Here is a 19,350-nt window from a genome sequence, read left to right as displayed (position 1 = left end):
TGAAGCATTCTCAGGCGAAGGTGAGACAATGTCCCCATGTCCGGCCTTCCGATGACGACTCTGGCGACGACGCAGTCGTTCCACACCTCTCAGCCCGCTCCTGAGCCCAACCCGCCCCAGGACGAGGACGTCGTGGCGGGCTGGACCGCCTTCGGCATCTTCATCGCGCTCTGCGTCGCGGTCGCGGTGATCGCCTGGAGCATGCTGCGCCAGTTCAAGAAGGTCGAGAAGGCCAAGGTCGAGGGCGTCTTCGGCGAGGAGGCCCAGGCCGAGGCGATCGCCCAGCAGGCCGCCAAGGACGAGATCAAGAAGCTGAAGCGCTAGTCCCCGCGGAGCGGCGGCGTCGCACCAGCCACCACGCGGCGACGCCGGCCAGCGCGAGCACGCCCAGCGTGCCGCCAAGCTGCACCAAAGCGCTGAGCCCGGTCGCCGCGGCCCGGGACTCGTCGAGCGACCAGCCGTGGGAGCGGGCGTCGCCTGCGTACGCCGCCTTCTGGCCGTTCGGGCCCGAGGCGAGGGTCTGGTACGCAGGATGCAGGTCGGTCAGCATGTCGATCTCGATCCTCCTGGTCGAGGTCGGTGACGGACAGTCGAAGGTGACGGTGGTGCCGTCGGCGATGAGATCCTCGCCCGGTTCGACCGACCCGTCGCAGCCCTCGATCCGGATGTGGTCGAGGACGTAGTCGGCATAGGCCTCCGACCGCGCCAGCGCCGTCTCGTCGCCGGACTCGTAGAGGACGACGCCGTCGAGCGTCATCCGGTCCGGCGGCAGCGCGCCGACCTGCACGGCGAGGTAGGCGATGTCGTCGGTGGCTCCGAACCGCCAGGTCACCTCGGGAGCGCTGGTGCTCCCGGCTATCGTCGCGGTCTGCGGGGCTCCGAACGGATGAGCGTCGGCGGGCAGGCCCGCGGTGGCCGCCAGCACGAAGCCGGCGACCACCGCGAGAACCCGGAAACGACGAGCCACTAGCGCTGCTTCACCGTGAGCGTGAAGCTCGTGGTCGCAGGCTGGTGAGCCGAGTCGCCCGGGTAGACGACCTGCACCTGGTGGCGCCCCGGCGGCGGGAGCACGTCCACGTCGCACTCCGCAGCCCCGCGTCGCGCGGGCGCCTCGCACAGCACGTCCTCGCCGATGAGGAACTGCACCGTGCCGGTGGCGCTGCGCGGCGCGATCGACGTACGCAGCGTCAGGTCCCGCCCGAACCGGACCGTGACGTCCTTCGCGGTGAGCGTGACCGGCTTCAGGTCGGGCGTCTCGGGCTCCTCCACGACGACCGCGCGCGAGGCGACGGCCTGGTTGCCGTTGGTGTCGGTGACCGTGTAGGTCAGCGGGTAGGCACCCGGCGTGTTGGTGTCGACGCTCCCCGTGACCTGGATCGACGAGGTGAGGTCACCGTCGGCGTTGTCGGTGGCGCTGACCCCGTCCAGCGGGTCGAACTCGGCCCCCACCTGCAGCGTCGTCGAGGCCGGGACCTTCAGCACCGGCGGTGTGGTGTCGGTGCCCGCCGCGGTGGCCAGGAAGACGCCGCCGAACTGGTCGATCGAGCCCAGTGTCTGGGTCTCACCGGCCTGGCCGGTGCGCGAGGTCGAGGTCCAGGCGTACACCTCGCCCTCGGTCAGCCCGCTCCACTCCACCGTCGCCGGCCAGCCCGAACGCGCCGTGTCCGTGCCGATCACGGTGTCGGTGGGGGTGACCACCGTCAGCGCGTCGGTCGCGAACGACGTACGCCGGGTGGAGAGGTCAACCGGGAGCGTCAGGTTGTCCTCGGCGCCGTTGTAGCGGTGGCGGTCGTCGTACTCCGTCGCCCCGAAGTCGTCCAGGTGAGGGGAGTAGGTGTCGATCGACATCTCGGAGCGCTCGGTGTCGAACTGCAGCAGGCGGAGGTAGGAGGCGCCGAACTGCAGCAGGTCGGTCGCCTTGTGGTCGACGGTGCCGTCACCGTTGAGGTCGATGTTGCCGGAGGCGTCGACGGAGTCGGGGAAGAGCTCCCCGGCGGTCACCTTGTAGAACTGGTAGTCGGCCAGCAGTTCCACCACGTTGTGCGAGACGGTGGCGCCGATGCCGCGCTTGAGGTTGGTGCCGACGCCGTGCTCGTGGCCGGCGAGGACCAGGAACACGTTGGGGTTGGCCTCCACGACCTGGTCGTAGAGCCGGGAGCCGTCGGTGGAGAACTTCGCCCCGCGCCCGTCGGGAGCCGTGGACGGCGCCAGGTAGGCGTGGGTGCTCAGGATGCCGTTGCGGTCGGGGAAGCGGGAGAAGATCTCGCTCGCCCAGGCCGCCTCCTCCTCGGTGACCCCGTAGGAGAGGCCGACCGCGACGAAGTCGAGCCCGCCGGCGGAGAAGAGCACGTAGTTGTTCTGGTTGTCCGTGCCCGGTGTGACCACGTTGCCCGAGGCGTCGGTCTCCTCGTCCCAGGCGTGGTAGGAGGCACCCTCGGGCCAGGCCTGCGCCGCCTCGTAGTAGCGCGACGGGCTGAAGTAGCGGCTGAACCGCGACTGCGGCCCGATCTCCTTGCCGCCCTGATTGTCGTGGTTGCCGGCGACGACCTGGTTGACCACGCCGGCCTTGTCCAGGGTCGACTGCGCATCCGAGGTGAACTCGAACTCGCGGGTGATCTGCTCGTCCAGCCCCGGGTAGAGCAGGTTGCCGTTGGCATCGGTGGCCAACGGGTCCTTGGTGTCGTTCTCGGTCACGTCACCGGTGTGCGAGGTGAAGGCGATCTTGCGCTGGTCGGCGTTGTCGCGGATCCACTCGGTCTCGGCGCGGTAGGCGCGCTGCCACACCGCCTGCTCCTCGACCAGCTGCACGTCGGAGGGCTCCTCGATCCCGTTGAAGTTCTCGTACGTCCCGCCGGCCGCACCCTCGGCGATGTACTGGGTGTCGGTGAAGTGGGCGAAGGAGAAGTCGTAGTCCTCGGGGTTCTCGAAGCGGTCCTTGTCGTCGGCGGCCGACTCGTCGCGCGGCGAGAGGTCGTCGGCGAACGGGTCGATGCCGGTCACCAGGACGTGCACGACGCCGTCGTCGACGTGCGCCGCCAGCGTACGGCCCCGCAGCGTGGTGTCGCCGTCGGCGATCCCGCGGGCGGAGGCGAGCTCGTCCCAGCGGTTCTCGACCGTGTTCCACACCCGCAGCGAGACCGATCGGGCCGGGTCGGCCGTGCCCGTCCAGACCACGTGGCGACGCGCGTCGGAGGCCGGGACGGTGACGTCGTAGCGCTGGAACGGGATCAGCTTGCTCGAGGCGCTGTCGGCGGTCTTGCCGTCGGGTGCCTGCCTTCCGGCGATCGTCTCGGGCGAGGAGTAGTCGAACTCGAGCGCGCTCGGGAGCACCGGCACGACGCCCTGGAAGCCGCCGTCCGCGACCGAGGCGGAGGCCGCCTTGAAGGTCGTGGTCACGTCGGAGCCGTCGGGGCTGTTGGCGATCGCGGAGAGGGTCACCGTGCCCTCGCCCTGGCCGGTGTCGGTCCCGCCACCGGTCGGGATCGCGTCGGAGGTGAAGGTCGAGGTGTGCGCGACCGGTCGCCCGAAGACGTCCTTCGCGGTGATCTCGATGGTGTGCTCGCCGGCGGCGAGACCGGCACCGATCTCCTGACCGGGCTGGATCGGGTCCCCGTCCAGCGTGTAGGCCCAGCCCGAGGCGTTGCCCTGGTTGGTGACGTCGACGGCGAACTCGGTCGGGGTGGTGAGGTGCGCACCGGCCGCAGGAGTGGTGCCGTTGACGACCACGCCGGCGTCGCGTACGTCACCGAGCGCAGCCACGTTGAGGGCCTCGGCCTGGTCCGCGGTGAGCACGTCGGTGAAGATGCGGGCGTTGCGTACGGTGACCGGCGACCAGAACTGGTTGACCGAGTCGGCGCCGACGTAGAAGGAGTTGAGGGCGCTGCCGCCGGGGCGGGTCAGCGGGGCGGGTGCGGCGATCGAGGCGGCCAGCTGGCCGTCGACGTAGAGCCTGGCGGTGGTGCCGTCCCAGGTGCCGACCGCGTGGTACCAGCGACCGGTCTCGATCGCGACCTGCGCGTTGCGGTAGGCGCCGCCGGCGTGGACCGCGAAGGTCAGCTTGCCGCTGTAGACGACGATCGAGTAGCCGCCGCCCTCCTTCTCGGAGCAGATCGAGTGCTCGGTCCCGTTGGGGTAGGTGCCGTTGTCCTTGAAGGTGCACTCGATGGAGACCTGGTCGTCGATCAGGTCCCAGGCCGAGGAGCCCATCGCATAGGCGTACGCGTCGTCGGAGCCGTCGAAGGAGGCGACCTTGGCCTTCAGCGCGGTGTCGTCGGAGATCACCGGCTCGCCGACCGTCGTCACGGCGCGGCCGGTGTCGTCGGACGGCGTGCCGTCGTCGAAGTCGACGTCGAGCACGTCCGCGGCCGGCACCGGGGGAGCGGTGTCGTAGGCCCCCGCCAGGGCCGCGGCCTCGGCGTCGGTCACCGCACGGGCGAAGAGCGAGGCGCCGGCGAAGGACGCCGGCGGGGCGGGCTGGCCGATGCCGCTCGGCGCCGAGTCGGCGCCGACGACGAAGCGGCGCGAGGTGGCGGCCGGGGCCTGCAGGGTGCCGGTGGCCGCGGTCGAGCCGGCCTTGGTGCCGTTGACGTAGAGGCTCAGCGTCTGGCCGTCCCAGACCGAGAGCACGTGATACCACCGGTCGGCCGTGATCGGGGTCAGCACCGACTTGTAGCCGCCACCGATGTGGGCCATCGTGCCCAGGTTGGAGCCGGTCACGTAGACCGAGTAGCCGCCCGCCTCCTTGTTGGAGCAGAGGTCCTTCTCGTTGCTGGTCGGCAGCGTGGTCTCGACCCGGAAGACGCACTCGATGGTGAAGCCCTGCTGCAGGTCGGCCCACGGGTCGTGCTCGACGGAGACGGCGTCATCGACGCCGTCGACGGTCATGACGCCGGTGGGCGTCTCGGCCAGCGTGTCGTCGGTGCCGTACGTCGGCGCGCCCCAGGTGCGCGGCTCCAGGGACCGGGCGCGCTCGTGCGGAGCGCCGCCCTCGAAGTCGATGTCGAGCAGGTCGGCCGTCGGGGCGTCCACGGTCGCCAGGGCCGCCGGCGGCGGCCCGGTCAGCGGTGCGCCGACCGCGGTGTAGGTCGCGGCACTGGCGGGTGTGACGGCGTCGCCGGGGAGGGCGGCGACGACGCCCCCGGCGAGGGCCAGACCCGCGACCGCGGCGAGAAGCCGCGTTCGTCTGGGTCGGGCGAAGCTGGCACTCGTTACGGCGAACACGATGCTCCTTGGGGGTCATGCGGCAATGAGACGTGCGGCATCGCCCGAGGTGCCGAACAGCCGGACACCCGTGTCCGGCCAGTCTGAAAGCATCCTGAGATCGGATGAACACGGCCGAGCGGCGCTGTCGACGCCCGGCTGTCGACTTGGTAAACGGTTGCCGCAGCCGTATCCACCGACGAATCCCCTGTGCCATCGTTTGCGCCTGACATGAACGATTTCTTGACGGGCGACTGGCTCGGCGCGGCGGCACTGGTCGAGCGGGTGCAGGGCTACCTGGACGAGCCCGGGATCGCCGCGGCCGCCTTCGTGCTCGCCTTCGCCGCCGGCGCCGCGCACGCAATCGCGCCCGGACACGGCAAGACCCTGGCGGCTGCGTACCTGATCGGCGCCGAGGGCCGCGTGCGCGACGCCGCCTGGCTCGGCGGCTCGGTGGCAGTGATGCACACCTTCTCGGTGCTGGTCATCGCCGTGGCCTGGGCCTTCTTCTCGCTCTCCGACCTCGTACGCCTGGAGAACCTCACCGCCGGCCTGCAGGTCGTCGCCGGGGTGCTGGTCGTCGGCACCGGGCTCTGGTTGCTGCGCCGGCACTGGCGTTCCGCGCGCGCCGGAACCGGCCACGGGCACTCACACGGCCACTCGCACGGCCATTCCCATGGTCACGATCAGGCAGGCGTACGCCGCCCCGGCATCGTCCTCCTCGGCATCTCCGGCGGCCTGACGCCGTCCCCGGGCGCGTTCCTGGTGCTGGTGACCGGCCTGTTCGCCGGCCGCTCGGCGTTCGCGCTGCTGCTGGTGATCACCTTCGGCCTGGGCATGGCGACGATCCTGTTCGGAGTCGGCCTGCTGGCCCTGGCCGGCAACAACCTCGTCGTCCGGGTCGCCGAGTCCCAGGCGTACCTGCAGGTCGCGGCGAAGGTCACCCCGATCCTGGCGGCGCTCGGCGTCACGGTCCTCGGCGCCGGGCTCACCGTCGTCGGCGTCGGCTCCCTCGGCTGAGGTCGCCCAGGCGTCGGCCGGACGTCAGAGGGTCGGGGCGATCGAGGGCAGCAGGTCCTGGAACGTACGCCCGTTGCCGATCTCGCCGAGCGCGGTCATCGTCCAGCCGCCGTCGTAGCGGCTGACCTTGGCCATGATCTCCGCGGTGTGCGGGCCGGTCTGGCTCACGTCGAACCGGGCGATCTCGGTGCGGGTGTTCTCGTCGACGAGACGGCAGAAGGCGTTCTGGATCTGGGCGAAGCTCTGCCCGGTGAACGAGTTGATCGTGAACACGATCTGGGCGACCTCGGGCGGCACCTGGTCGAGGTGGACGATGATCGACTCGTCATCGCCCTCACCGGCACCGGTGCGGTTGTCGCCGGTGTGCACGACGGCGCCGTTGCGGGACTTCAGCTGCCGGAACCAGGCCTGGTCGATGTGGGATCCGGCCGCGTCGTAGAGGATCGCGGAGGCGTCCATGTCGACGTCGGCGCCGCGGAAACCGCCGAAGAGGCCCTTCCGGACCGCGTCCCAGCCGAGCGCGATCCGCACGTGCGTCATGCTGCTGCCGTCACCCGTGGTGAGCGAGACCGACTGTCCCCGAGCAAGCGAGACGGACAAACTGATCCTCCGATGGCTGGGCCGACACTGGCCGGAGCGGGCGGGACGAGACCAGCCTAGTCAATCGTGACGGTCACCGGCCCGGTTCCGGTCGCCTCGACCAGGATCCGGTGGTGCTCGGCCTCCCCGACGACCCGGCCGCCCGCGACGGAGATCTCGGGACCGTTCGGGTAGTGGATCGGGCTGACGAAGATCTCGGTCGGCTCGTCGATGTCCGTGGACGGCTCATAGGTGTAGCTGAAGGCGCCGGTCCCGGGGTCGAAGGAGAGATCGACCGGGGTGCCGGCCGTGGCCTGCGGGTAGGTCCTGACGAGCGTACGCAGCTTCTCCTGCTTCACCGTCGACAGATCGGCGTCGTCGGCGAACATGCCCTGGCGACCGTCGGCCGTGGTGGGGTCGTCCCAGTGCTTGTAGGCCCAGTGCATCCAGGAGGTGAAGTGGTCGTCGGCCGAGGCGGTGTCGATGGCCAGGAGCTCGGTGTTGTCGGTCGCGCCGAACTCGGACATCAGGTTGGTCGCGCCCATCGTCTCGGCCTGCTCGAGGGCCTTCGTGTTGTGGGTCTCGTCGTAGTCCTTGCACCCGCTGACCCCGATCGGGATGCCCTGGGAGTCGAGGTAGCCGTACGGGCAGTAGCTGTGCCAGGAGTAGCCGACCTGGTCGTCGTTCGCCGGTCCGAAGGCGGAGTTGGGGACCTGGTTGGCGAGCAGCTGCGACTCGTACCAGACGATCCCGTCGGGATCGGACTCGCGGATCGCCGCCGTCGCCCTCTCGTACGCAGGCTGGAACTCGTCGCGGTAGGAGCTCGCACACCCGGTGATCGGGCAGGAGAGCCACTCCCGGCCCGCCCACGGCTCGTTGATGAGGTCGTAGCCCATCGAGTAGGGCTGGTCGCCCCACCGCTGCGCGACCGCGCCCCAGGCGGCGGCCCAGCCGTCCTGGACGCCGTCCTTGTTCGCCCAGAAGTTGTCGTAGACGGTGGCGAGCTCGGGGGTGATGTAGGTCGCCGGGAAGGAGAGCTTGATCGGCGGGTGCAGGTGGTAGGGCGCCGGCCGCTTCGCGGCCCAGTCGGGCACGCCCTCGCCACCGTAGGTCTCGTGCCACATGTCCTGGTGGAAGTCGTACTGCATCCAGATGCCCTCGTCGGCGAGCAGGTCGATCACCCGCTGCCAGTCGTCGAGGTAGTCCTCGTCGACCTTCCCGGGAGCGTCCGGGGTCACGCCCGCCCACAGGGTGCCGATCCGGGCGCCGTTGAACCCGTGCTCGGCCAGCCATTCCGCGTCGGCCGCGGTGAAGCCCTCGGGCGAGTCGGGCGGGACGTACGGATCGTGCTTCCAGACCAGGTTCTGCCCGTGCACGAGCACGATCCGGCCGTGCTGGTCGACCAGCCAGCGTCCCTCGCGCGCCAACCGCGGGGTCTCCGCGGGGTCGGCTCCGGCCGGTCCGACCGGGCTCAGCAGCGAGGTCCCGAACGCGAGCACAGCCGCCGTGACGGCAACGATTCCGAAGCTTCCCGAGCGACGTGACATGAGCGGAACCTAGCGCTCTCTGCCGCCACCGACAAGAACGTGTTCTCATTCTGGGCGTCGCGGTGGCCCGTACGAGACCGGCAGTGGACATCAAGACCCACGTGCGGTTGAGTCAGGTGCGGAACATTGGGGGAGAATGTCACCTGTGAGAGACGAAGCGAGCGGCTGGTCGGGGACCTGGGTGGCCGAACGTCTGGGTGTGCGTCTTCGGACGACCGACGCGCCGAGCGGGATGATGATCACCGACCTGGTCGGTCTGGCGGTGCGACGCAACCCCCGCCGGGCGCAGCTTCTCGTCTCCTCCGTCCTCGGCAAGCACGTCCCGACCGACCCGCGTCTGGTGACCGACGCCGGGCTGCGCCTGGGGGCCAAGGCTCGCGCCGCGGTCACGGGCGACGCGGTGGTGCTCGGCTACGCCGAGACCGCGACCGCGCTCGGCCACCTCGTCGCCGACGCGCTGGGGGCGCCCTACCTGCACTCCACCCGACGGGTCGTCGACGGCATCGAGTCCGTCGCCGACTTCTTCGAGGAGCACTCGCACGCCACCGCTCACCGGCTGCTCCCCGCCGACCCGGCCTTCCTCGCTCGTGCCGAGACGCTGGTGCTGGTCGACGACGAGATCATCACGGGCAAGACCGTCGTCAGCACGATCCGGGCGTTGCACAAGAAGTTCCCGCGCAAGCACTACGTCGTGGCCGCCCTCGTCGACCTGCGCTCCGAGGACGACCGTGGCCGGATGGAGCGCTCGATCAAGCGGCTGCGTGCCACCGTGGACGTCGTCTCCATCGCCAGCGGCGAGATCGAGCTGCCCGAGGACCTCGCGGACAACGGCAACCGGCTCATCGACACCGTCGAGAACCTCCGCCAGCTGGCCGGCGTCGAGCCGACCCAGCGTCCGCGCGGCGAGATCGTCCAGGTCGTCGCGACCTGGCCGCGGGCCGTCCCGGAGGGCGGCCGCCACGGCTTCGCGCCCAGCGCCGCCGGCACCTACGAGTCCGCCGTCACGGTGACCGCCGCGGCCATCGCCGGCCGCATCCCCGACGGCCCGGTGCACGTCCTGGGCACCGAGGAGCTGATGTACGCACCCCTGCGGATCGCCTCCGCGCTGGCCGACCGGCGGGCGGCCGAGGGTCGCCGCCACGAGATCACCTACTCGACGACCACGCGGTCGCCGGTGCTCGACGTCGACGACCCGGGCTATGCGATCCGCACCGCGATCACCTTCCCGTCCCACGACGCTCCCGCCGACGGTGACGGTCCGCGGTTCGCCTACAACCTGCGTGAGGGCGCGTTCGAGGCGATCGTGCTCGTCGTCGACGAACCCGCCGACACTCCCGCGCTGCACGCGGAGGGCGGCCTGGTCGACCAGCTCGCCCGGATGGCGCCGCGGGTCGTGGTCGTGACCATCCCGGCGTTCGCGCCGGAGCCGCGCCACGATCAGCCTGCCCTCCAGCTGCCCGACCCGCTGCACGGACCGGCGTTCGGCTCCTACGAGCGGGACGACGTCGCCTGGCTGCTCAAGGACCTCTCCTCGGAGGAGGCGGAGACGCCGGCCGAGGAGAGCGCGCCGGCCCATCCGGAGCTCTTCGACGAGGCGCTGAGCGCGTCGGCCCAGCGCGTGGCGTACGCCGTCGGCCTGGTCACCGAGCACGTCCTGGCGCGGCGCGGACAGGATGCCGTGCTGGTCTCCCTGGCCCCGTCCGGCACTCCGATCGGCGTGCTGATGCGGCGCTGGGCGCAGCGTGTGCACGGGCTCGACCTGCCCCACTACGCGATCTCGCTGACGCACGGACGCGGCATCGACCAGACCGCTCTCGCCTATCTGGCCGCGAACCACGACCCCGCCCGGGTGATGTTCGTCGACGGGTGGACCGGCACCGGCGCGGTCACCCGCGAGCTGGCGGCGTCGGTGGAGAAGGCCAACTCGACGCTCGATGCTCATCTCTCCTCGCCGTTCTCCCCGGAGCTCGCGGCTCTCGCCGACCCGGGCCGGAGCGTGTCGATCTACGGCACCCGGGAGGACTACCTGATCCCGTCGGCGTGCCTCGACGCCACCGTCTCGGGTCTCGTCTCGCGTCCCGTCGTCGACGACGACCGGGTCGGACCCAACGACTTCCACGGCGCGGTGTTCCACGCCGACCTGGCTCCGGCCGACGTGTCCAAGAAGTTCATCGACACGGTCGCGGCGAGGTTCCCGATCGTACGCACCAAGGTGATGCTCGACCTGGAGGCTCACCTCGGCGGTGACCACACCCCGACGTGGGCGGGCTGGGACGCGGTCGAGGAGGTGGCCGAGCGGTTCGGGGACGGTGACGTCAGCCTGGTCGTGGCCGGCGTCGACGAGACCGTACGGCTGCTGCTGCACGGCGAGCCGGCGATGGTCCTGGTGGATCCGGCGCGCGACGCCGACCTGGCCCAGGTCAGGAAGCTCGCCGAGGCGCGCGAGGTGCCCGTGGAGCGCGTCTCCGACCTGCCCTACTCCTGCGTCGGGCTGCTGCGTCCCTGATGCCGGTGCGGCCGCCCCAGCCCCTGGTCGTCGTCGGAAGCATCAACGTCGACCTGACCGCGCTCGTCGAGCGGCTGCCCGGGGCCGGTGAGACCGTCGGAGGCGGGCAGCTGCGCCGTGACGTCGGCGGGAAGGGTGCCAACCAGGCGGTCGCGGCGAGCCGGCTGGGGGCGCGGGTGCGGATGGTCGGAGCCGTCGGCGCCGATGCCGACGGCGCCGCGGCGGTCGAGACCATCCGGGCCGCGGGGGTCGACGTCGCCGCGGTACGCACGGTCGACGCACCGACCGGCACCGCGCTGATCGCGGTCGACGCGGCGGGGGAGAACCAGATCGTGGTGTGCGGCGGCGCCAACGCCCTGGTCGGCGTCGACGGGACCGCGGTCGGGCCCGACGAAGCCGTGCTGATGCAGCTCGAGCTCTCTGTGGACGTGGTCCGGGCCGTGGCCGCGCAGGCGACCGGGTTCGTCGCGGTCAACGCGGCCCCGGCGCAGCCGCTCCCCGCCGACCTCGTCGAGCGCGTCGACCTCTTCATCGTCAACGAGACCGAGTACGCCGCGATGCCCGAGCTGCGGGAGGCCGAGCGGGTCGCGGTGACCTACGGGGCCTCGGGCGCGGCCATGTTCGTCGGCGGTGTCGAGGCGACGCGCGTGCCCGCCACGCCCGTGTCCGAGGTGATCAGCACCGTCGGTGCCGGCGACGCCTTCTCGGCGGCGCTCACCCTCGCGATCCTCTCGGGTGCGCCGGACGAGCAGGCGCTGCGTACGGCCTGTGCGGTGGGTGCGGCCGCCGTCGCTCACCCGAGTGCCCAGCCGCCGCTGGACCGGCTGGAGGTCTACGCGGCGGCCGGGGGATGATCACCGAGGTAACTCGGTGGAGGCGAGCGCTGACCGAGTTACCTCGGTCGGCATTCAGCCCAGCTGCTTGCGGAAGAAGTGGGTGGCGTGCGGGTTGTCGTTGTAGCGGTCGATGCGCTCGTAGCCGGCTCGCTCGTACATGCCGATCGCCTCGGTGAGGACGTCACGGGTGTCGAGGCGTACGACCCGGTGGCCCAGCCGCAGCGCCTCGGCCTCCAGGTGGCGCAGCAGGCGTGAGCCGAGGCCGGCGCCGCGCCAGGCGGGGTCCACCCACATCCGCTTGATCTCACCGGTGCCGTCGAACTCCCGCACCCCGCCCGAGGCGACCGGGGCGCCGTCGCTGGCGGCGACGAAGAAAGAGCCGTGCGGCGGCCGGAGGGAGGGGTCGTCGCCGAACCCCTCGTCGCCGACGGTGAACCCGAACCGCTCGCCGATCTCGGCGAAGTAGTGGCCCATCGCCTCCTGGGCCATCGGGTCGCGCGGGTCGACCGGCTCGATGGTGATCGTGGCCGCTCGCACCAGCAGGTCGGCGGTGGCCAGCGCCTCGTTGAGGCGGTCACGCTGCCGCTGCGTCAGCGGGTCGAGCAGGAGGTGGGCGCGCTCCTCCGAGCGCCGCTCGAGGTCGTCCCACTGCTTGAGGCCGTCCTCGGTGAGCACCACGAGCCGGCGCCGGCCGTCGGCCGGGTCACGCTTCGTCGCGACGTATCCCTTGCTCTCCAGGGTCCGCAGCATCCGGCTGACGTAGCCGGAGTCCAGGCCGCCGAGGCGAATGCGCAGGTCCTGGACGGATTCGGCGCCGAGGCCGATCTCGTAGAGGATCCGCGCCGTGCCGTAGGGGAGACCGCTGCCGAGGAAGGACTCTTCGAGCGCTCCCACGCGGCGGACGTAGCTCATGTTGAACTTGCGCATCACCGAGGTATCCACTGTCATGTATCTGACTTTAGTCAGGTACTTCCGTGGACCCAAGGGAATTCCTGCAAATCACGAACGGCCCGTCCTCTCGGACGGGCCGTTTACATGGGGTGAGCGACGGGGCTTGAACCCGCGACCCTCGCGACCACAACGCGATGCTCTACCAGCTGAGCTACGCCCACCATCGACCCGGACAGCGCATGTCCGAGCCAGCAGAAAGCATAGGGGAATCAGGCCGGATCTGTGGAATCGGCGACCTCGTCGGGATCGATCAGGCCGGTGATCGAGGCGCCGTGCCGGGCGGCGATCTCCTTGGCCGTGTCGGAGTCCGGGCCGGGCATCGGCACGAAGACCGCCTCGCGGTAGTAGCGAAGCTCCTCGATCGACTCCTGGATGTCGGCCAGCGCGCGGTGGTTGCCGCGCTTCGGGGGAGCCGAGAAGTAGGCCCGCGGGAACCAGCGGCGCGACAGCTCCTTGATCGAGGAGACGTCGACGTTGCGGTAGTGCAGGAACCCCTCCAGCTCGGGCATGTCGCGGGCGAGGAAGTTGCGGTCGGTGGCCACCGTGTTGCCGCCGAGGGGCGGCCGGGAGTCCTTGCCGCAGTGCTCCCAGACGTACGCCAGGACCTGCTCCTCCGCCTCACGCATCGTCACACCGTTCTCGAGCTCGACCAGCAGGCCGGACTTGGTGTGCATGTCGCGAACGAAGTCGTCCATCTGCTCCAGCGCCTCGGCCGGGGGTTTGATGATGATGTCGACCCCGTCGCCGAGCACGTTGAGATCGAAGTCGGTGACGAGGGCCGCCACCTCGATGAGCGCGTCGTTCTCGAGGGACAACCCGGTCATCTCGCAGTCGATCCAGACCAGACGTTCGTTCAGTGAAGCCACGCAGAGCACCATAACGCCGCTGCTCAACGGCTTCGCGGAGGGTTAGGAGACGATGTGATAACGGTTCCCATGGCGTGGTTTCAGCATGCACTCAGGAGACCGACCTATGTTGGCCCCATGAGCACGGATTCAGCCAGCAGCCCCTCGCGCAAGGAGAAGCGTGAGGCCCGCGCTGCCAAGGCCGCCGCGGAGCTGGAGGCTCTGCGCAAGAAGCAGGCCCGCAAGTCGATCCTCACCGTCGTGGCGGTCTGCGCCGCCATCGCCGTGATCGTCGGCGGCCTCGTCTGGTTCAGCCTGAGCCGCTCCGGGGACAGCGAGATCGCCGCGCCCGAAGCCGGCAGCAGCGAGCACGGTCTGGTGATCGGCCCCGACGACGCGCCCCACAAGGTCGTCATCTACGAGGACTTCCTGTGCCCCTACTGCGGCGACTTCGAGGCCGCGTCCCGCGAGGATCTCGCCGAGCTCGCCGCCGACGGCAAGGTGCAGGTCGACTACCGCCCGTTCGTGCTCCTCGACCAGATCGGCCCCTACTCCGAGCTCGCCACCTCGGCCTTCGCGGTCGTCCAGGAGGAAGCAGGCGACGAGGTCGCCAAGAAGTTCCACGACCTGCTCTTCGAGAACCAGCCCAGCGAGTCCGGTCCCTTCCCCGAGGGCGCCGACCTCGTCGACCTCGCCGTCGAGGCCGGCGCCGAGGAGTCCGCGGTCAAGGACCGTATCGAGAACCTCGACGGCAAGGCCTGGGCCGACGCCGCCACGCAGGCTGCTGTCGACGACGGCGTCCAGGGCACCCCGACGATCCTCCTCGACGGTGAGCAGTTCGCGGACGGCAACTCCTTCGAGGAGATCGCCGCGAACCTGGCCGAGCAGCTCTCCTGACGCTTACGGCCGGATCCGCGTTGCCCAGGGTTCGGCTGCCGTTTCGGTAGGCACCGTACGGTTCGGCGACAGCCCATGGCGGCTGGGCCGAAGACCCCTAGGCGAAGGTGCTCGAGATGGCGTACGCGACAACCGAAGAAGGCCATCGGATCTATGTGAAGCCGACCGATCCGCGGGCTCTCGGCCTGATCGCCAACAAGGGACGGATCATCCGTGGCTCGCTGGAGCTGTGGCGGGTGGCGCTCGGGCTGCACGAGTGGCAGACCGTGATCGACATCGGCGTGAACTACGGCGAGATGCTTGTCGGGGTGGAGATCCCGGCGGGTGCGGAGCTGATCGGGTTCGAACCGAACACATCGCTGCACAAGGTCCTGCGCAAGACCCTCGAGGCCCGAGGCGTCGCGATCGACCTTCGCTCGCAGGCCGTCGCCGACAGGCCCGGCACGGCGCGGTTCGCGGTCGACCGGACCTGGTCGGGGACGTCGTCGCTGTACGACGAGCGCCACGACGGCTCGGCCCGCTGGCAGCTCCGCGACGTCGAGGTCACCACCCTCGACGAGGTGCTCGGCGGCTCGGGGCGGTCGTTCTGCGTGAAGGTGGACGTCGAGGGCTTCGAGCGGGAGGTCGTCGACGGCGCCGCCGGGTCGCTGGAGGGCACGGAGCGCTGGGCGTTGATGCTCGAGATCGAGCACATGGACCGCGGCTACCTTGCCGAGCTGGCGCGGACCCGCGACGTGTTCGTCAAGGAGAAGGACTCGACCGTGCTGCGGCGGGTGCCCGGCGAGCGCATCGCCGTCGAGGAGCTTCTCGACGAACCCACGCTGCACCGCCAGGACTGCGTCGTGCTGAGCCCTGCCCTTGCCGCCGGATCGGCGATAGCGTGACGGCATGACCGAGATCCAGATCGTCGAGCAGTTCCTGGCCGCGCTCGAGACCGGAGAGGTCGACGCGGCGCTGGCGCTGTGCGCGGACGACGTCACCTACCAGAACGTGCCCCTGCCGCCGGCCCGTGGCCTGTCCGAGGTCGGGCGCCAGCTGCGGGTCATGGGGAAGTACGCCACCGGCTTCGAGGTCCGGATGATCAACATCGCGGCCAACGGCCCGGTGGTGCTCACCGAGCGCATCGACGTGCTCAGCCGCGGCTCGGTCTCCGCCGAGTTCTGGGTGTGCGGCACCTTCGAGGTGCGCGACGGCAAGATCGTGCTCTGGCGCGACTACTTCGACTGGACGACGTTCATCGCGGCGGGCATCAAGGGCGTCGGCCAGGCTGCGTTCGGCGCGATCCGGAAGGCCGTCGGGCGCTGACCCGCTGACCCCGCTGACCCGCCGAACGGTGTTGTGCGCAGCGTACGAGGCACCTCGTGCGCTGTTCTTGTGACGCGGGTCACAGCGAGCCCTACGCTCGGAGGCATGCCTCGTGCGTCAGCCGCTCTCCTCGCCCTGCTCCTGACCGCTTCCGCCCTGGTCGCCTCGACCGGCCCGGTCCTCGCCGACCCCGAGCCACCCGGTGACCAGCCGCTGCCGGGCTACACGATCAGCAACCCGGCGGTGGCGCCGATCGTCGTCGGCGGCGAGGAGACCACGGTGCGTCAGGGCGTGCACGAGCACGCTGCGTACATCCTCGAGGTGCCGGCGGACTGGAACGGCGAGCTGGTGATGTGGGCCCACGGCTACCGCGGGCTCAGCTACACGCTGACGCCGGAGACCCCGGCGTTCGGGCTGCGGCGTACGTTCCTCGAGCAGGGCTACGCCTGGGCGGCGTCGAGCTACTCGACCAACGGCTACGACGTGGGTGCCGGGGTGCGCTCGACGCGGGACCTGGCGGCGTACGCCTCCGAGCTGCTGCCCCGCCGCGCCAGCCGCACGTACGTGACCGGGGTGTCGATGGGCGGGCACGTGATCGGGCGCTCGCTGGAGCAGTATCCGGGCTTCTACGACGGCGCGATGCCGATGTGCGGGCAGCTGGGCGACGTGGAGCTCTTCGACTTCTTCGTCGACTACAACCTCGGCGCCCAGGCGCTCGCCGGGTACGACGCCTACCCCTACGGCGCGGACTACCAGAGCGCCGACGTCCCGGTGATCAAGGAGCGGCTGGGGCTGGACGGCACGCTGACGCCGGAGGGCGAGCAGCTGCGGGCGATGACCATCGAGCGCAGCGGTGGCCCCCGGCCGGGCGCCACCGCGGCCTTCGGGCAGTGGAAGGACTTCCTGTTCTCGCTGCCCTCGGTCGACGACGGCGGCACGCTGGCCTTCAACATCGCCCGGGTCGCGACCAACCAGGACACCGTCTACACGCCGAGCTCGCCGGTCGACCTCAACAGCGAGATCGAGCGGATCGCCCCCGCCGACCCGGCCGGGCGCTACAGCCACCGGCTCAACGCGCCCTCGCGGATCTCCGGACGTCCGAGCGCACCCGTGGTGAGCCTGCACAACCTCGGCGACATGTTCGTGCCGTTCTCGCTGGAGCAGATCTACCTGCGTGAGGTGAAGCGCCACCACCGCGACGGTCTGGTCGTGCAGCGGGCGATCCGGTCCGCCGGGCACTGCGAGTTCAGCCCCGCCGAGGCCTCGGCCGCCTGGGGCGACCTCATCGGCTGGGTCGAGCACGGCGACCGCCCGGCCGGCGACGACGTGCTCGACCGGGCCGCGGTCGCCGCACCCGACTACGGCTGCGCGTTCACCGATCCCGGTGCGTACGGGACCGGGTCGCGCCGCCTCTACGCGCGCTGCCCCTGAGCGTCGTCCTGGCCGGAGTCAGCGGACGACGTCGTAGACGAGCTTGAGGATGCCGTTGGCGTAGGTCTCCGACTCGACCAGCGTCAGCATCTGCTTGTCCTTGTCGGTCTCGCTCCACAGCGACTTCCCGGCGCCGAGGACCACCGGGAAGACGAGCAGGTGGTAGCGGTCGATCAGGCCGGCGTCGGAGAGGTTGCGGGCGAGCTCGGCGCTGCCGGCGATCAGGATCGGGCCGCCGTCGCCCTGCTTGAGCTTCTCGACCTCGTCCAGCGACCTCACGATGTTCTGCGGGCCCCAGCCCTCGACCAGAGCCTCCTCGCCGAGGGAGGTCGAGACGACGTACTTCGGGATCTCCTTGACCACCGCGAAGTCCTCGATGTCGGGCCAGATCGGGGCGAAGGCCTCGTAGCTGCGGCGACCGAACATCAGCGCGCCGGCCTCCTCCATCTCGCTGCCCTTGATGGCGTAGGCCTCCGGCAGGAACTCGATGTCCTTGAAGGTCCAGCCACCGCTGCGGTGCTGCTCGGACGGCGAGCCGCCGCCGGGGGAGTCGACGACGCCGTCGAGGGATACGAACGCTGAGTAGATGAGGGTGCGCATGTGCAGATCCTGCCGCGCGGGCCCACCTGCCGCCACAAGTATTTCGTTGCGTATCCGCCGGACGCGCGTGATGGTGAGGCATGACCTTGTACGACGACCTCGGCGGTGCTCCCGCGCTGCGCCGGCTGAGCGACGCGTTCTACGAGAGGGTGCTGGCCGACGAGCTCCTCGCGCCGGTGTTCGCGAGCTTCACACCCACGCATGTCGAGCGGGTGGCGGTCTGGCTGGGCGAGATCTTCGGCGGCCCGGCCGACTTCACCGCCACCCTCGGCGGCCACCAGGCTCTGTTGAAGGTGCACCTCGGCCTCGGGATCCGCGAGGAGCACCGGCAGCGCTGGCTCGAGCTGATGCAGGCCGCCATCGAGGAGGTGCTGGCCGACCGGCCCGAGCTGCACAAGACGCTGATGGCCTACTTCGACTGGGGCACCGCGATCGCGAAGGACGTCTCCCAGGACCCGCCCGGCACCGATCTCGGCGACCCCGGGCCGACGCCCCGTTGGGGCCACGACGGGCTGATCGCGCACTAACCTGGATCGCATGACCGCCCGACGACGTGCTCAGGAGTTCTGCGAGGCGTACGGCCTCTCGATGCCGATCCTTCAGGCGCCGATGGCGGGTGCGTGTCCGCCCGCCGCGGCGGCCGCGGTGGCCGATGCCGGCGGGATGGGGGCGGCGGGCGTGGTGCTCGACTCGCCGCAACGGATCGCGGAATGGACCGCCGAGTTCCGGTCGATGTCGGCGGGTCCGCTGCAGCTGAACATCTGGATTCCCGACCCGATCGACGACGACCAGGCCAGGATCGCGGCCGCGGAGGAGTTCCTCGGGAGGTTCGGTACGCCGGGCCCCGAGCAGCCTCCCGCGCCCTCGTTCGAGGAGCAGTGCGAGGCGATGCTCGCCGCCCGGCCGACGGTCGTCTCCTCGATCATGGGTCTCTTCTCGCCCGACTACGTGGACCGTCTGCACGAGGCGGGGATCGCCTGGTTCGCGTGCGCCACGACCCTGGCCGAGGCTCGGGCCGCCCAGGAGGCCGGTGCGGACGCCATCGTCGCCCAGGGACTCGAGGCCGGCGGGCATCGTGGCGTCTTCGAGGCGGAGACGGCGGAGCGTACGGCCGTGGGACTGTTCGCGCTGCTCCCGCACATCGTCGACGGCGTGGACCTGCCGGTCATCGCCACCGGAGGGATCGCCGACGGCCGTGGCGTCGCCGCGGCGCTGACCCTCGGCGCGAGCGCCGTGCAGGTCGGCAGTGCGCTGCTGCGTTCGCCCGAGACCGGGATCGCCGACGCCTGGGCGGCCTCGCTGGACGGGCTCGAGCCGGAGGACACGGTCGCCACCCGGGCCTACTCCGGCCGCCTCGGCCGCGCGGCCCCGACGCCCTATGTGCGTTCCTGGCAGGCCCCGGACTCGCCCTCGCCCGCGCCCTACCCGCACCAGCGCCGGCTGGTCGGCAGGTGGCGCAAGGGCACGCCCGACGAGGCCGCGGCGGTGGCTCTCGACCGCGCCAACCACTGGGCCGGGCAGGCCGCCGGCCGCGCCGTCGCCGAGCCCGCGGCCGACATCGTCACCCGGATGTGGAGCGAGGCCCGAAGTCTCCTTCCCGACGCGGAGTAGGACGGCGGTGTAGAACGGAGAGC

The 19,350-nt window shown here is 70.8% G+C and carries 17 protein-coding genes and 1 tRNA gene; 10 read left to right on the top strand and 8 right to left on the bottom strand.

The features are described 5' to 3' along the window. The first annotated feature begins 36 nt into the window (after window positions 1-36). Window positions 37-324, top strand: a complete 288-nt coding sequence (locus HD557_RS20485; RefSeq protein ID WP_008359235.1) for a hypothetical protein — start codon at window positions 37-39, stop codon at window positions 322-324. On the opposite strand, the gene HD557_RS20480 is transcribed toward HD557_RS20485, so the two are convergent. Then, a complete protein-coding gene (locus HD557_RS20480; RefSeq protein ID WP_196875243.1) occupies window positions 305-967 on the bottom strand; it encodes a hypothetical protein in 663 nt (220 codons plus the stop codon). The two genes, HD557_RS20485 and HD557_RS20480, sit on opposite strands and share 20 nt — an antisense overlap. After that, window positions 967-5,220 carry a LamG-like jellyroll fold domain-containing protein gene (locus HD557_RS20475; protein ID WP_196875242.1) on the bottom strand — a complete coding sequence of 1,418 codons (4,254 nt, stop codon included), beginning with the start codon at window positions 5,218-5,220 and terminating at the stop codon, window positions 967-969. Before HD557_RS20475 ends, HD557_RS20480 begins: the two co-directional genes overlap by 1 nt. A gap of 210 nt (window positions 5,221-5,430) precedes the next feature. Here HD557_RS20475 and HD557_RS20470 point away from each other — a divergent pair, with 210 nt between their 5' ends. Next, window positions 5,431-6,219, top strand: coding sequence for a HoxN/HupN/NixA family nickel/cobalt transporter (locus HD557_RS20470; RefSeq protein WP_231380386.1), 789 nt, complete (start codon window positions 5,431-5,433; stop codon window positions 6,217-6,219). Between the two features lie 24 nt (window positions 6,220-6,243). Here the strand turns inward: HD557_RS20470 and HD557_RS20465 are convergent, their stop codons facing one another. Further along, window positions 6,244-6,819, bottom strand: coding sequence for a TerD family protein (locus tag HD557_RS20465; protein WP_196875240.1), 576 nt, complete (start codon window positions 6,817-6,819; stop codon window positions 6,244-6,246). Between the two features lie 56 nt (window positions 6,820-6,875). Beyond that, window positions 6,876-8,345 carry a glycoside hydrolase family 5 protein gene (locus tag HD557_RS20460; RefSeq protein WP_196875239.1) on the bottom strand — a complete coding sequence of 490 codons (1,470 nt, stop codon included), beginning with the start codon at window positions 8,343-8,345 and terminating at the stop codon, window positions 6,876-6,878. 145 nt (window positions 8,346-8,490) lie between these two features. Between HD557_RS20460 and HD557_RS20455 the strand changes: the two genes are divergently transcribed. Further along, window positions 8,491-10,851, top strand: coding sequence for a phosphoribosyltransferase domain-containing protein (locus tag HD557_RS20455; protein WP_196875238.1), 2,361 nt, complete (start codon window positions 8,491-8,493; stop codon window positions 10,849-10,851). Then, entirely contained in the window at window positions 10,851-11,705 is an 855-nt protein-coding gene (locus HD557_RS20450; protein ID WP_231380385.1) for a PfkB family carbohydrate kinase, read from the top strand. Before HD557_RS20455 ends, HD557_RS20450 begins: the two co-directional genes overlap by 1 nt. 54 nt (window positions 11,706-11,759) lie before the next feature. Here HD557_RS20450 and HD557_RS20445 read toward each other — a convergent pair whose 3' ends face one another. The 3 genes from HD557_RS20445 to orn form a co-directional block, all read right to left on the bottom strand. Next, window positions 11,760-12,635, bottom strand: coding sequence for a bifunctional helix-turn-helix transcriptional regulator/GNAT family N-acetyltransferase (locus HD557_RS20445; protein ID WP_008359222.1), 876 nt, complete (start codon window positions 12,633-12,635; stop codon window positions 11,760-11,762). Between the two features lie 88 nt (window positions 12,636-12,723). Beyond that, window positions 12,724-12,799 (bottom strand) — tRNA-His (locus HD557_RS20440). Window positions 12,800-12,847: 48 nt separating this feature from the next. Continuing rightward, window positions 12,848-13,516: an oligoribonuclease gene (orn, locus tag HD557_RS20435; protein WP_008359220.1), complete on the bottom strand. Its 669-nt coding sequence runs from the start codon at window positions 13,514-13,516 to the stop codon at window positions 12,848-12,850. A gap of 105 nt (window positions 13,517-13,621) precedes the next feature. Here orn and HD557_RS20430 point away from each other — a divergent pair, with 105 nt between their 5' ends. From HD557_RS20430 to HD557_RS20415, 4 genes are all read left to right on the top strand, one after another. Beyond that, window positions 13,622-14,380, top strand: coding sequence for a DsbA family protein (locus tag HD557_RS20430; RefSeq protein ID WP_231380384.1), 759 nt, complete (start codon window positions 13,622-13,624; stop codon window positions 14,378-14,380). 116 nt (window positions 14,381-14,496) lie between these two features. Next, entirely contained in the window at window positions 14,497-15,264 is a 768-nt protein-coding gene (locus HD557_RS20425; protein ID WP_196875235.1) for an FkbM family methyltransferase, read from the top strand. A 4-nt stretch (window positions 15,265-15,268) separates the two neighbouring features. Continuing rightward, window positions 15,269-15,685, top strand: coding sequence for a limonene-1,2-epoxide hydrolase family protein (locus HD557_RS20420; RefSeq protein WP_008359214.1), 417 nt, complete (start codon window positions 15,269-15,271; stop codon window positions 15,683-15,685). A 105-nt stretch (window positions 15,686-15,790) separates the two neighbouring features. Beyond that, on the top strand, window positions 15,791-17,116 hold the full coding sequence (locus HD557_RS20415; protein ID WP_231380383.1) for an alpha/beta hydrolase family protein: 1,326 nt from the start codon (window positions 15,791-15,793) through the stop codon (window positions 17,114-17,116). Between the two features lie 18 nt (window positions 17,117-17,134). Here HD557_RS20415 and HD557_RS20410 read toward each other — a convergent pair whose 3' ends face one another. Then, window positions 17,135-17,716 carry a dihydrofolate reductase family protein gene (locus HD557_RS20410; protein ID WP_196875233.1) on the bottom strand — a complete coding sequence of 194 codons (582 nt, stop codon included), beginning with the start codon at window positions 17,714-17,716 and terminating at the stop codon, window positions 17,135-17,137. An 80-nt stretch (window positions 17,717-17,796) separates the two neighbouring features. Here HD557_RS20410 and HD557_RS20405 point away from each other — a divergent pair, with 80 nt between their 5' ends. Further along, window positions 17,797-18,243: a group II truncated hemoglobin gene (locus HD557_RS20405; protein WP_196875232.1), complete on the top strand. Its 447-nt coding sequence runs from the start codon at window positions 17,797-17,799 to the stop codon at window positions 18,241-18,243. A 10-nt stretch (window positions 18,244-18,253) separates the two neighbouring features. Continuing rightward, window positions 18,254-19,327 (top strand): NAD(P)H-dependent flavin oxidoreductase, encoded by a 1,074-nt coding sequence (locus HD557_RS20400; protein WP_196875231.1) that lies wholly within the window; start codon window positions 18,254-18,256, stop codon window positions 19,325-19,327. Window positions 19,328-19,350 lie beyond the last annotated feature (23 nt).

The organism is Nocardioides luteus (genome assembly GCF_015752315.1).
GTDB lineage: Bacteria > Actinomycetota > Actinomycetes > Propionibacteriales > Nocardioidaceae > Nocardioides.
This window is presented reverse-complemented; position numbering and strand designations above follow the sequence as displayed.

Bases quoted from the DNA above. Each gene is read 5' to 3' on its own strand.
- HD557_RS20485 (WP_008359235.1), top strand. From the start codon at position 37: ATGTCCGGCCTTCCGATGACGACTCTGGCGACGACGCAGTCGTTCCAC.
- HD557_RS20460 (WP_196875239.1), bottom strand. From the start codon at position 8,345: ATGTCACGTCGCTCGGGAAGCTTCGGAATCGTTGCCGTCACGGCGGCT.
- HD557_RS20450 (WP_231380385.1), top strand. From the start codon at position 10,851: ATGCCGGTGCGGCCGCCCCAGCCCCTGGTCGTCGTCGGAAGCATCAAC.
- HD557_RS20425 (WP_196875235.1), top strand. From the start codon at position 14,497: ATGGCGTACGCGACAACCGAAGAAGGCCATCGGATCTATGTGAAGCCG.
- HD557_RS20430 (WP_231380384.1), top strand. From the start codon at position 13,622: ATGAGCACGGATTCAGCCAGCAGCCCCTCGCGCAAGGAGAAGCGTGAG.
- HD557_RS20405 (WP_196875232.1), top strand. From the start codon at position 17,797: ATGACCTTGTACGACGACCTCGGCGGTGCTCCCGCGCTGCGCCGGCTG.
- HD557_RS20470 (WP_231380386.1), top strand. From the start codon at position 5,431: ATGAACGATTTCTTGACGGGCGACTGGCTCGGCGCGGCGGCACTGGTC.
- HD557_RS20415 (WP_231380383.1), top strand. From the start codon at position 15,791: ATGCCTCGTGCGTCAGCCGCTCTCCTCGCCCTGCTCCTGACCGCTTCC.
- HD557_RS20420 (WP_008359214.1), top strand. From the start codon at position 15,269: ATGACCGAGATCCAGATCGTCGAGCAGTTCCTGGCCGCGCTCGAGACC.
- HD557_RS20400 (WP_196875231.1), top strand. From the start codon at position 18,254: ATGACCGCCCGACGACGTGCTCAGGAGTTCTGCGAGGCGTACGGCCTC.
- HD557_RS20410 (WP_196875233.1), bottom strand. From the start codon at position 17,716: ATGCGCACCCTCATCTACTCAGCGTTCGTATCCCTCGACGGCGTCGTC.
- orn (WP_008359220.1), bottom strand. From the start codon at position 13,516: ATGGTGCTCTGCGTGGCTTCACTGAACGAACGTCTGGTCTGGATCGAC.
- HD557_RS20445 (WP_008359222.1), bottom strand. From the start codon at position 12,635: ATGACAGTGGATACCTCGGTGATGCGCAAGTTCAACATGAGCTACGTC.